At 41.5% G+C, this 13074-nt stretch carries 5 protein-coding genes; all 5 read left to right on the top strand.

Translation table 11 applies throughout. The annotated features are described in order from the left end of the window. Positions 1-7 precede the first annotated feature (7 nt). The 5 genes from NOS7107_RS23590 (at position 8) to NOS7107_RS23570 (ending at position 13020) form a co-directional block, all read left to right on the top strand. Complete coding sequence (locus tag NOS7107_RS23590; protein WP_015115449.1) at positions 8-2467, top strand: S-layer family protein; 2460 nt, start codon at positions 8-10, stop codon at positions 2465-2467. A gap of 74 nt (positions 2468-2541) precedes the next feature. Next, positions 2542-5013, top strand: coding sequence for an S-layer family protein (locus NOS7107_RS23585; protein ID WP_015115448.1), 2472 nt, complete (start codon positions 2542-2544; stop codon positions 5011-5013). A 66-nt stretch (positions 5014-5079) separates the two neighbouring features. Further along, entirely contained in the window at positions 5080-7539 is a 2460-nt protein-coding gene (locus NOS7107_RS23580; RefSeq protein WP_015115447.1) for an S-layer family protein, read from the top strand. Between the two features lie 70 nt (positions 7540-7609). After that, positions 7610-10288 carry an S-layer family protein gene (locus tag NOS7107_RS23575; RefSeq protein WP_015115446.1) on the top strand — a complete coding sequence of 893 codons (2679 nt, stop codon included), beginning with the start codon at positions 7610-7612 and terminating at the stop codon, positions 10286-10288. Between the two features lie 92 nt (positions 10289-10380). After that, a complete protein-coding gene (locus tag NOS7107_RS23570; protein ID WP_015115445.1) occupies positions 10381-13020 on the top strand; it encodes an S-layer family protein in 2640 nt (879 codons plus the stop codon). The last annotated feature ends 54 nt before the right edge of the window (positions 13021-13074 follow it).

The raw sequence follows: 13074 nt of genomic DNA, 5'->3' as shown, positions 1-13074 counted from the left end.
TAGGTTAATGAAATTAACTGTTGTTAGATTTGGTTTTGTTGGTGCAATCTGCATATCTGCGATATACAACAGTAGTGTTCACGCCCAAGTAACACCTGATAACACTCTTAACACTGCTGTGAGTGGTAGTAGTAATTACACCATCACCAATGGTACTCGTGTTGGCAATAATTTATTTCATAGCTTCAGCCAATTCTCTGTTCCTAACAACGGCTCGGCATCATTCGATAATGCCGCAGATATCCAAAATATTTTCAGTCGTGTAACTGGTGGTGATGTTTCCAACATTAATGGTGAAATCAGCGCTAAGGGTAATGCTAATTTATTTTTACTCAACCCCGCCGGCATTATTTTTAGACAAAATGCCAGCTTAAATATTGGTGGTTCTTTTGTTGGAACTACAGCAAGTAGTATCAAATTTGCTGATGGGGTGGAATTTAGTGCAACTCATCCCATTGCGACACCATTATTGACCATGAGTGTCCCTATTGGCTTGCAACTGGGCAGTAATCCAAGCCCTATCACGGTTCAAGGAACAGGTCATTCCCTAACAAGCATTAGTAGCCTCGCCCCCATTAATCAAAACCCCAGTTCCTCAGAACTGATGGTAAAGCCAGGAAAAACTTTGGCGCTGGTAGGAGGCAAATTAAATCTCATTGGGGCAACCTTGAACGCACCTCAAGGACGTGTGGAATTGGGAAGTTTGAGCGGAGTTGGACTGGTCAGTTTGAGCCCCATCTCCCAAGGTTATCAGTTGGGTTATGAGAGTGGACAAAGCTTTGCAGATATTCATCTCACTCAAAAATCTTTGCTGACGATAGGAGGATTCAATGCTGGTTCGGTGCAGTTGCAGGGAAAGCACATTCAAATTAGCGATGGTTCAATCATATTTTCCAAAAATCTGGGAAATGTTGCTGGGAGTGAAATTTTTTTACAGGCTTCAGAAGGGATTGATATTGTTGGTACAACGGCCAACGCTCAAATTCGTAGTGGTATCCGTTCTGAAGGGTTGAATACTGGCACAGGTTCACCCATCCATCTCATTACTCCTCACTTAACCATCTCACAAGGTGCCGGAGTCAACAATAATGCTTTTGGATTGGCTGCGAGTGGGGATATTCAGATTGATGCTGGGACAGTTGAGTTATCTGGTTTCTCTCCTCTCAACCCCACAGGAGTAACTTCTCTGACTACGTCTACCCGAACAGCTAAGTCAGCGGGCAATCTCTCTATTAATAGTAATAATATACTGGTTTCTGAGGGAGCCGCTATTTCTTCAGTCACATTTGCTGCTGGTTCCACAGGGCAAGTAACCATTCGTAGCAAGAATACAACTGTCACAGGAGACAACCTGACAGGACTCTATAGCAACATTAGTGCAGTCACCTATGGTAAAGGCAATGCCCAAACCTTGACGTTGGATACGAACCGATTACAACTGCTCAATGGAGGAGCGGTCGCAACCACGTCCTTCTTGATTGGTCAAGCTGGAAATTTAAATATTAACGCGACAGAATCGATTCTGATTGATGGACATAGCCGGGTTAACAATAGCAGTATTAACTCAGCCGTCCTTTACCCTCCAGCATTAATCCAAAAGCTATTTAATTTGCCAAATGTTCTGTCAGCAAATGCGGGAACTGTGAATGTAACCACCCCGAATCTGATGTTGAGCAATGGCGGTGCGGTCAGTGTTACCAACCAGGGTAAAGGTGATGGGGGCAACATCAATATCATCGCAAATAATATCCAGTTAAAAAATCAAAGCTTAATTCAAGCACAAACCGAATCTGGTAATGGTGGTAATATTAATTTACAGACTAGGAATTTATTACTACTGCGCGATAATAGTCAAATCACCTCAACAGCAAGCGGTAATGGTAACGGAGGTAATATTAACATTCATGCACCCATTCTTGTGGGATTAGAAAATAGCGATATTATTGCCAATGCCGTACAAGGAAAGGGTGGCAATATTAGTATTACAACTCAAGGGATTATTGGTCTAAAATTCCGCGATACCTTGACTCCCAGAGTTGATTTGACTAATGATATTACAGCCAGTTCCGCATTTAATGTCAATGGCACGGTGGAAATTAATAACATTGGTGTTGACCCCAATTCGGGTTTAGTCGAACTACCCGCAAATGTCAGTGATCAATCGCAGCAAATAGCGAGTGGTTGTTCTAATAACAATGGTAGTAGCTTTGTCGCCACTGGACGAGGTGGAATACCACAAAATCCGACACAGGACGTGAGGAGCGATCGCACTTGGTCGGATATCCGCAACATCTCTGCATTCCAGAAAACAAAATCAGTCCAAGCCCAAATACCACCATCTCCAGAGGTTCTCATTCAAGCCACTTCTTGGCATCGTAACCCCAACGGCAAAATTGAGTTAATTGCAGCCCAATCTCCGACAACTGGTCAACCATCCTTAACCTGTGCTGCGGTTCCTCAAAGTTAACTACAACCCATAATGTTAAAAAACTTACGACATTGGGAAGACTAAGTACATAGTTAAAAATTAGACATTGGTTGATGAAATTAACTTTTACTGGCTTGGGCTTCATTGGTGCAATCTTCGTCTCTGCTATTTACAACAGTAGTGTTCACGCTCAAGTAATTCCCGATCACACCCTCAACACAAGCGTCTTACAAAATGGTAATAATTTCACCATCACTGACGGGAATCGCGTTGGTAATAATTTATTTCACAGCTTTAGTCAATTCTCTGTTCCTAGCAATGGCTCGGCATCATTCAATAATGCCGTAGATATCCAAAATATTTTTAGTCGTGTGACTGGTGGTAGTGTTTCTAATATTGACGGTTTAATTCAAGCTAATGGTAGCGCCAATCTATTTTTGCTCAATCCTAGTGGAATTATCTTTGGACAAAATGCCAGCTTAAATATTGGCGGGTCATTTGTAGGAACAACTGCCAATAGTATTAAGTTTGCCGATGGGACAGAATTTAGTGCAGTTAATGCCACAACTAACCCATTGTTAACCATGAGTGTGCCTGTGGGACTGCAAATGGGCACAAATTCAGGAAACATTCAATTACAAGGAAAGGGACATCAATTGACAGGAGGAACATTCACTCCTGTAATTCGGGATAATACCCAATCAACCTTAGAAGTGAATTCTGGACAAGCGATCGCATTAATTGGGCAAAATGTGACTTTGTCAGGTGGGGTTTTAACTGCTGAAAATGGCAGAATTGAATTAGGCGCAGTCAAAGCAGGCACAGTTAATATTAATGACTCATCCTCAGAATTTCAATTGGATTATGCAAATATTGAGAGCTTTGGAGATATCCAACTTGTAAATCAGTCTTTAGTGGATGCAAGTGGGTTAACTAGTCGTGGAATTCAATTACAAGGGAACAATATTAGCCTGAAAGATGGTTCTGCTGCCTTGATTCAAACTGTGGGAAGCCAAGCACCTAATAGTATTCGCGTTCGTGCAACAGGTTCTTTAGACCTTGCTGGAGATGTGAGAACAGCACCAGATGTAGGAATTGTGACGGGAGTTATTTCTAGTCGCTTGATGACTGAAACTCTGGGAAAAGGGAAAGGTGCTGATATTAATGTTTCTGCTGGAGATTTACTCCTCAATGATGGAGGTATTCTCCTAGCAAGAACTTATGGTTTCGACTCTGGGGGTAATATTAATGTAAATATTGCCAGAGATATTCAAATTAATCGTGTAACACCGCTAAATCCGATTGCTACTAGTGGAATTGCTACACCTACCTTTGGCTCTGGGCAATCTGGCAATATAAATATCACTGCGTCGAACCTAACAATTACAGATGGAGGCTTAATTCTTTCTAACAATTTTGGAAAAGGGGATAGCGGAAATGTAAATGTGAATATTTCCAGAACTATAGAAATTAAGGGTATATATCCAATAACTTTAGCTCCTGCTAATATTAGTTCAACTGTATTTGGCAAAGGTAATGGTGGTTCTGTAAATCTAAAGACATCCAGACTGATTGTAGAGAATAACGCATCTGTTAGTACTGCAAGTCTCAATAGTGGTGCTGGTGGCAACCTCACCATTAATGCTTCTGAATCAATAGAACTCAGGAATGGCGGTATTAGCGCAGCAGCTCCAATTTTACCGACAATTTTGCGTCAAGCATTTGGACTTCCTGATCGCCCTAGTGGAAATGCTGGCAGTGTAACCATTAATACTCCTACATTGCAAATAGATAATGGAGGGGTAGTTGCTGTCAATAATGAAGGATTGGGAAATGGGGGAATTTTAAATATAAATGGGAATTCCTTACGACTCGATAACAAGGGTCGATTAATTGCTAATACTGCTTCTGGGGAAGGCGGTAATATCAACTTGAATCTCAAATCTGACTTGATTCTACGAAACAACAGCTTCATTTCTACAGAAGCTAAAGGAACTGGTAACGGTGGCAACCTCACCATTAATGCTCCCATCATTTTGGGTTTAGAAAATAGCGATATCATTGCCAATGCAGTGCAAGGAAATGGTGGCAATATCGACATCACTACTCAAGGTATCATTGGTCTAAAATTCCGCGATACCCTGACTCCCAGGGAAGACCTGACTAACGATATTACCGCCAGTTCTCAATTCAATCTCAACGGGACTGTGGAAATTAATAACATTGGTATTGATCCAAATTCGGGTTTAGTCGAACTACCAGCAAATATCACCGATCCATCCCAGCAAATAGCTAGTGGTTGTTCTAATAATACTGGGAGTAGTTTTGTCGCCACTGGACGAGGTGGGATACCACAAAATCCGACGCAGGACTTGAAGAGCGATCGCACTTGGTCTGATATCCGCGATATCGCTGCATTCCAAACAACACAACCAGTACAAGCTCAAATACCAAAATCTCCCGAAACACTTGTCCAAGCAACTTCTTGGCGACGTAACACCCAAGGCAAAATTGAATTAGTGGCAGCTAAATCACCTCCGCAGATGCCACCGGTCTTAACCTGTGCTGCTGTAGTTAAAAATTAATTAGTGTTACAAAACTTACCAAAACGGGAACAATAAATTGCAGAAGAAGAAAAAAGAACTGGATTCATGAAATTAACTTTTGTCGGGTTTGGTGTGCTGAGTGTAATCTGGTTATCTGTTGTTTACAACAATAGTGTTCACGCACAAGTAACTCCCGATAATACCCTCAATACTTCTGTTACTTCCACTACTTCTATGAGTGGCAGCAATAGTTACACTATCAACAATGGCACTCGTGTTGGGAATAATTTATTTCATAGTTTCAGTCAATTCTCTGTACCTAGTGGCGGTTCTGCTTCATTTGACAATGCCACTGATATCCAAAATATTTTTAGTCGGGTGACTGGTGGTAATATTTCCAACATTGATGGTGATATCAGTGCTAAGGGTAGTGCCAACTTATTCTTACTCAACCCGGCAGGGGTTATTTTTGGTCAAAATGCCCGCTTAAATATTGGTGGTTCTTTTATAGCCACAACTGCTAACAGTATCAAGTTTGCCGATGGGACAGAATTTAGTACTTTGCAAGGTGTGGATAAACCTTTGCTGACAATGAGCGCACCAGTGGGCTTGCAAATGGGTAGTAATTCTGCTGCTATCAAAGCTCAAGGAAGAGGATACACAAATAGCGGTTCTGTTATCGTTCCCACACCCAACTCGACAGAACTACAGGTGAAACCAGGGAAAACCTTAGCATTGGTAGGTGGTAATTTACAGATAGATGGATTTATATTGACTGCACCAGAAGGACGGGTAGAATTAGGTAGTACAAATGGAACTGGGCAAGTTGATTTAATCCCAAATGCACAAGGTTATGCTTTGGGTTATGAGAATGGACAAATTTTTGGTGATATTCAATTAGCAGAAAAGTCACTAATAAATGTAAGTGGTGTAAATTCAGGTTCTGTTCGTTTACAAGCCAAAAATATCAGTTTAACAGATGGTTCATTGATACTTGCACAAAATTATGGCTATCTTCCTGGTGGAGAAATTAGCCTTCAAGCATCAACAGGAATTGATTTAATAGGCACAAGTAACGATGGAAATGTGTTGAGTGGAGTTCGTAGCGAAACTTATGGAATTGGAGCAGGGGGAAATATTGGTATTTTTACGCGAAAATTTAACCTCCAAGAAGGATCTGGTTTAAATAATCTAACTTTGGGAATTGCTCCTAGTGGTAATATTGAAATTGACGCAAAAATAATTGAAATATCTGGTTTTTCGCAAATAAACCCGAATAGAGTTACTGGCATTAGTACGTTGAGTTTTGCTTCTGGTAGTGCTGGTGATGTATTCGTTAGTGGTGATAATTTACTAATATCTGGTGGAGCTTCCCTTTCTTCGGTTACGTTTGGCAGTGGAAGTAGTGGTAAAGTTTCAATTCGCAATCAAAACACCACAGTTATTGGAAACAGCCCTTCAGGATTTGACAGTGCGATTACTTTAGCTACATTCGCGTTCGGAGATAACAAAGATTTGATACTTGATACTGGCAAATTACAAATTTTAGATGGGGGAAGAATTGGTTCATCTACATTGTTTGCTGGTAATGGGGGAAATGTAATTATCAATGCCAGTGAAGCGATCGCAATTAGTAGTCGTAACAATAACAATAACAGTGCAATTAATTCTTCTGCAACGCGTCTTAATGCACAGTTACGTCAATCATTTGGCTTTCCAGATATGCTGACGGCAAATGCTGGTAGTCTTAGCATTAAAACACCAAATCTGATACTGACGGATGGTGCTACTGTGACTGTAACGAGTGAAGGTACTGGTAATGCCGGCAACCTTAACATTGTCGCAGATATTATCCAATTAAAAAATCAGGCGTTGATTCAAGCACAGACCGAATCTGGTAATGGTGGAAATATAGACTTAAAAGTGGGAAGTTTGCTGTTAATGCGCGATCGCAGTAAAATTACAACCACCGCAGGCAGTACAGGTAATGGGGGAAATATTACCATTAATTCACCCACTATTGTCGGCTTAGAAAACAGCGATATCACGGCTAATGCTGTTGGAGGTAAAGGCGGTAATATTAACATCACCACTCAGGGAATTATTGGTTTAGAATACCGTTCGGAACTGACACCAGAAAACGATATCACCGCCAGTTCCGAGTTTGGGGTGAATGGTACAGTGGAAATTAACAACATTGGTGTTGACCCCAATTCTGGTTTAGTAGAATTATCGGGAAACTTTACTGATTCATCACAAAAGATTGCTAGTGGTTGTAATGCTAATACTGGTAGTAGTTTTGTGGCTACAGGTAGAGGAGGAATACCGCAAAATCCCACACAGGATATTAAGAGCGATCGCACTTGGTCTGATATCCGCGATATCTCTGCATTCCACACCACAAAACCAGCACAAGCCCAAATACCAAAATCCCCAGAAACACTTGTCCAAGCTACATCTTGGCGACGTAATGCCCAAGGCAAAATTGAACTGGTTGCAGCCCAGTCTCCTACATCTATGCAACCATCATTAACCTGTGCTGCTATTCCTAAAAGTTCAATATAATTTATCAAATGTTACTAATTTTACTGATATGGGAAAAATAAATGCGGAGTAGAACAATAGAGATGGGTTGATGAAATTAACTTTTGTTGGGTTTGGCTTCATAGGTGCAATTCTGATATGTACTATTTACAACAATGGTGTTCAAGCACAAGTGATTCCTGATAACACTCTCAACACCTCTGTCGGTGGTAACAGTAATTACACCATCACCAATGGCTCTCGTGTCGGTAATAATTTATTTCATAGCTTCAGCCAATTCTCTGTTCCTAGCAATGGCTCGGCAGTCTTCAATAATGCCGCAGATATCCAAAATATTTTTAGTCGTGTGACTGGCGGTTATGTTTCTAACATTGATGGTTTAATTCAAACCAATGGTAGTGCCAATTTATTTTTACTCAACCCAGCGGGAATAATTTTTGGTGTCAACGCTCGGTTAAATATTGGTGGTTCGTTTGTCGGCACAACTGCCAATAGTATTAAGTTTGCTGATGGGATAATTTTTAGTACCGATACAACAACATCTCCATTGTTAACCATGAGTGTACCAGTTGGTTTGCAACTGGGAATGAATGCGGGAGCAATTCGCACCCAAGGAACCCCAGCATCTAACTTCGTTGATCGCCCTTCACAAATGTTTAAAGCTAAAACAGTGGCTTTGGTGGGGAGTGAAATCGATATCAATCAGACTAGTCTGACTAATCGAGATGGCAGAATTGAGCTATGGGCATTACGGAATGCTGAAGTTGGTTTGAATAATCAAGCTCAATTGCAATTAACTAGTCCTGTTGCTGCGGATTGGGGAAATATTTTCCTGAGACAATCTTCCATCATTGATACTAATGGGATAAATGGCGGAGCAATCAACATTCGGGGACGAGGTTTGACACTTCAAGATGGTTCGGGAATTTCTTCCAATACTGGTACTTTGGGACAAGGGCAAGGTATTAACATCAAAACGACAGAATTTGTTGATCTGTTAGGGGTATCTGCCGCATCTCAATATCCTACTCCTGGTTTATTCACTAGCGTAGTTGGGAATCAGGGTCGAGCCGGAGATATTACAGTCGAGACGCAACGTTTACACATAGCAAATGCAGGCTGGATTCAGTCTACAGTTAACGCTGCCTTCGACTTCAAAAATTTTAAACTTGTCTTAAGTAATAACTCCAGAACGGGAGATATCACTATAAAAGCCGCAGATGTAGAAGTTAGTGGGTACAACCCATTTCCAGTTAATTTCTTTCGTCCTAGTGCCATTACTACTTTAATCAGTAATGGCAGCATGAATGAGAGTGGAAAGATCAGTGTTGTTGCTCAACGGGTACGTTTGCTAGATGGGAGTCGCATTAGCAGCAATTTGCTGGGGTTTTATATTCCTGGTTTTTCAGAGTCTGTGACTACAGGAAAGTCGGGAGACATTGCAATTCGGGCGGCTGAGAGTCTGGAAATTTCTGGAGTCACACCTGCTGGATTGATAGGTGCTGTCATTAGTTCAATTCAACCTTATGCAGCTGGTCAAGCGGGTAATATCATAATTGAGACTGGAAATTTGTCACTGTCACAGGGTGGGACTATTTCTAGTGCTGTAGCAGGCAGTGGTATAGCTGGAAATATAGATATTGATGCCAAAGCTGTAGAAGTCAGCGACCCTGTGATCGATAGTTTTAGCAACACAGTTAGTGGTATCACCGTTGCGTTAGGTGAGGATGCTGCTGGTCAAGGTGGGTTGATTAATTTGACAGCAGATAGCCTGCATGTATTCAACGGGGGGCAGATTACTTCCTCTAGCCTCGGTCAGGGAAGTGCGGGTAGTGTTAACTTGCGAGTTAAAAATATTGATGTCCAAGGTATTTCCCAAAATTTGGTAAATAGTAATTACTTACCAAGTGCGATCGCTGCTTCTTCTGCTAGTAGTTTTGCTGCGGGTTCTGTCAATATTCAATCAGACATTGTACAAGTCAGAGATGACGCAGAAATCACTGTTAGTAATACAGGTAGCGGCGATGCTGGCAACCTAAATATTAGTGCCAAGAATATTTTTCTCAAAAATGGCGCAAATCTGCGTTCTGAGGTAAATGGCGGTAGTCAAGGAAACATTAGCCTTGATGTGAATGAGGTATTGCTATTACGTCATGGCAGTAAAATCGTTACCAATGCCCTTGGCGCTTCCACAGGGGGCAATATTAATATTAATGCCGGGTTTATTGTGGGTGTATCAAACGAAAACAGCGACATTTCCGCGAATGCTGTTTTGGGAAGTGGTGGTAATATTCAGATTGCCACTCAAGGTATTTATGGATTAAAATTCCGCAATCAACTCACTCTCAAAAGTGATATTACTGCTAGTTCACAATTTGGCGTGAATGGCACAGTTGCAATTAACAATGTTGGTATTGATCCCAATTCGGGTTTAATCGAACTACCAGCAAATGTAACTGATTCATCTCAAAAAATTGCTACAGATTGTTCAGCGAATAATAACAGTAGTTTTGTTGCTACAGGACGTGGTGGCATACCGCAAAATCCCACACAGGAAATTAGGAGCGATCGCACCTGGTCTGATATCCGCGATATCTCTGCATTCCAAACAACAAAACCAGTAAAAGCCCAAATACCAAAATCCCCAGAAATACTTGTCCAAGCTACTTCTTGGCATCGCAACGCCCAAGGCAAAATTGAATTAATTGCCGATAAATCTTCTGTGAATTTACCACCATCATTAACTTGTGCTGCTGTTAATCAAAGCTGAAAAGAATTCATCAAAACATTACATAGCTACCCCAATAGCAAAATTTACTTTGGGAAAACTAGACACAAACTAGATAATTAAAAGTTTGGTTGATGAAAATAACTTTTGCCCACTTCAGCTTAATTGGTGCAATCTACATATTGGCTCTTGGTAACAGCCGTATCCAAGCGCAAGTCATACCTGATGGCACTCTCAACACTGCTGTATCTGGAAGTAATAGTTACACAATCACTGGTGGTACTGTTGTTGGCAATAATTTATTTCATAGCTTTAGTCAATTTTATATACCTAGCAATGGTTCTGTTGCCTTCAGTAGTACTTCTGGCATCCAAAACATTTTTAGTCGTGTGACGGGTGGTGATGTTTCTTATATTAACGGTTCCATCACAACTAATAGCGGTGTGAATCTGTTTTTACTCAACCCGGCGGGGATTATATTTGGAGCTAATGCTCGCTTAAATGTGGGTGGTTCTTTTATCGGTACAACTGCAAATAGCATCAAATTTGCTGATGGCAGAGAGTTTGGTGCTGTTGATACAAGTGCCACAACATTATTGACTATGAGTGTGCCAATTGGCTTGCAAATGGGTAGTAATTCCGGTGCAATTAACGTTTATGGGGCGAAATTAGCGATTCCAGCGAGAAATACATTTGCACTGGTGGGAAATAACTTAACTTTTGATCAAAGTACAATTACTGCTACCGATGGAAAAGTTGAATTAGGGAGTGTTGCCGCAAATAATCTGGTGGGACTGTCGGTAAATACTGCTGGATTCAGCTTAGATTTCAATGGTGTAACTCAGTTCCAAAATATCAACTTTAGTAATGCAGCCAAGGTCGATACAAGTGGAAACCAAGGTGGTGCGATCGCACTCCAAGGGCAGAAAATTACCCTGTCTGGCTCTTCAACTATTACTTCCCACACATTAGGCACAGGTTCAGGACAAGGTATTCTCGTCAAAGCTTCCGAATCTCTGGAACTAATTGGTCAGCCAGCCCTTTCTAACACTGCAATTGCAGCTTACTCCCAACCAACTGCTAGAGGAAGAGGTGGTGACGTTACCATTGAAACACCCCTGCTCAATGTTTTAAATGGCGCACAAATTAACACCCGTGCCTATGGAATTGGCGATTCCGGCAATATTACAGTCAAAAGTACAACTGTCAATGTGATTGGGGAAGCAATCTATACACCGACAAAACAGCGATTTAGTGTAAGTACCCTGGCATCCAACACCATGAATAATTCTCAAGGTCGGGGTGGTAATGTCAAAATTGATGCTACACAAGTCAACATTCGGGACGGGGCTGAATTGCGCTCTACCGCCAGAGGAACTGGTGATGGTGGGAATATTATAGTCATAGCCAAGAACTTAAGTGTGACAGGTGAAACTGCAACAAATGAACCCGCATTTTTGACAGGGATGAGTACCAGTATCCGTGAAAATGCCACAGGCAGAGGTGGAGATATAATTCTCAATGTCGGAAAATTAGAGGTCTTGAATGGCCCTGGTATTCGGACTGGTACTTATGGTGAAGGTACATCGGGTGACATTATTGTGAATGCTGACGAAGTAACGGTGGCTGGTAGTTCTTCAACTGGCGTGGCCAGCCGATTTTTTGCCTCAACAAATGGTAACTATGATTTTGCTACTGAAAAACTGATTAGTCTAGGTCAGGGACAAGGTGGCAACATTACTTTTAATGTTGGTCAACTCAACTTACTTGACGGAGGACGAATTTCTACCTCAACTGAAACCTACGGTACAGCCGGAAATATTTCTATTCAAGCCAATTCTGTTAATATTGCAGGTGTCAGTCAAGCACCAAATGGCCAACTACTTTACTCGCTGGATGCGACTGGCCCCAGTGGGTTGTATGCCTCTTCCACAGGCCCTGGTACTGCGGGTTCAGTACATCTGACCACGGAGAATTTGAGTCTGAGCGATCACGGCGAAATTGTAGTTAGCGGCAAAGGTACAGGAAATGCTGGTAATATGGTCATTCAGGCTAATTATCTGAAGTTGGATCAAGCTGGTAAGCTTCGTTCTGAAGCCAATGCAGGCGAAGGAGGTAATATTGACCTGCAAGTGCGTGATGTCTTATTGATGCGTCATGGCAGTTTTATCAGTGCAGAAGCCGGTGGCAATGGAGGTAATATTACGATTAACGCCCCCAACATTGTCGGTTTAGAAAACAGTGACATTATTGCCAATGCAGTCCAAGGAAGAGGTGGTAATATTCACATCACAACTCAGGGAATCATTGGCTTAAAGTATGGCAATCTTCTCAATCCTAGAGAAGTTTTGACAAATGACATTACCGCTAGTTCTCAATTCAATGTCAATGGCACTGTGCAAATTAATAATATTGGTGTTGATCCTAATTCTGGTTTAGTTGAATTACCTAAGAATCTCACAGACCCATCCCAACAAATTGCTAGTGGTTGCGCTAACGAGACTGGTAGTAGTTTTGTCGCCACAGGAAGGGGTGGTGTGCCAGAAAATCCCACCGAGGAAATTAGGAGCGATCGCACTTGGTCAGACATCCGCGATATCTCTGCATTCCATAAAACAAAATCAGTCCAAGCCCAAATACCACCATCTCCAGAGGTTCTCATTCAAGCCACTTCTTGGCATCGTAACGCCAACGGCAAAATTGAGTTAATTGCCAATCAATCTCCTTCTCATGTACAAACAGCATTAACCTGTGCGGCTGTTCCCAAAAATTAATCGATGTTAAAAAAATACTAAATTGGGAACAATAAATACGGAAGAAAAAATAAA

This window comes from Nostoc sp. PCC 7107 (assembly GCF_000316625.1).
In the GTDB taxonomy this organism is placed as follows: domain Bacteria; phylum Cyanobacteriota; class Cyanobacteriia; order Cyanobacteriales; family Nostocaceae; genus Nostoc_B.
Note: the sequence above shows the minus strand (reverse complement) of the source record. Positions and strands in the feature narration are given on the sequence as shown.

Bases quoted from the DNA above. Each gene is read 5' to 3' on its own strand.
- NOS7107_RS23585 (WP_015115448.1), top strand. From the start codon at position 2,542: ATGAAATTAACTTTTACTGGCTTGGGCTTCATTGGTGCAATCTTCGTC.
- NOS7107_RS23590 (WP_015115449.1), top strand. From the start codon at position 8: ATGAAATTAACTGTTGTTAGATTTGGTTTTGTTGGTGCAATCTGCATA.
- NOS7107_RS23570 (WP_015115445.1), top strand. From the start codon at position 10,381: ATGAAAATAACTTTTGCCCACTTCAGCTTAATTGGTGCAATCTACATA.
- NOS7107_RS23575 (WP_015115446.1), top strand. From the start codon at position 7,610: ATGAAATTAACTTTTGTTGGGTTTGGCTTCATAGGTGCAATTCTGATA.
- NOS7107_RS23580 (WP_015115447.1), top strand. From the start codon at position 5,080: ATGAAATTAACTTTTGTCGGGTTTGGTGTGCTGAGTGTAATCTGGTTA.